This is a genomic window from Nocardioides abyssi, from assembly GCF_030412915.1.
GTDB classification, from domain to species: Bacteria; Actinomycetota; Actinomycetes; order Propionibacteriales; family Nocardioidaceae; genus Nocardioides; species Nocardioides abyssi.
The window spans coordinates 1-321 of sequence record NZ_JAUHJR010000082.1 but is presented as its reverse complement, the minus strand read 5'-3'; the positions used below and the strand labels follow the sequence as shown (position 1 = coordinate 321).

Genomic DNA, 321 nt, shown 5'->3' with positions numbered 1-321 from the left:
AGAAACATGACGGGTTTTAGCGAAAAGCCTATCCTGATCGACGGAAGGGGCCACTTGTTGGGCCGCCTCGCCGCTATCGTGTCCAAAACCCTTTTGCAAGGCAATCGAGTTATTGTCGTAAGATGTGAACAGCTCAACATTTCTGGCAATTTTTTCAGAAACAAGTTGAAGTTCATGTCATTCCTCCGAAAGAGGTGTAATGTGAATCCTGCCCGTGGACCTTTCCATTTCAGGGCTCCTTCAAGAATTTTCTGGAAAACGGTTAGAGGCATGTTACCCCACAAAACAGAAAGAGGAAAGCAGGCTTTACGTAGACTAAAG

Annotated in this window: 1 protein-coding gene; it reads left to right on the top strand. The window is 45.8% G+C overall.

The window, feature by feature from the left end; translation table 11 throughout:
• Positions 1-6: 6 nt before the first annotated feature.
• Positions 7-321 (top strand): 50S ribosomal protein L13 (gene rplM, locus QWY29_RS21150; RefSeq protein ID WP_369292669.1); only part of this gene is annotated, 315 nt, incomplete at its 3' end.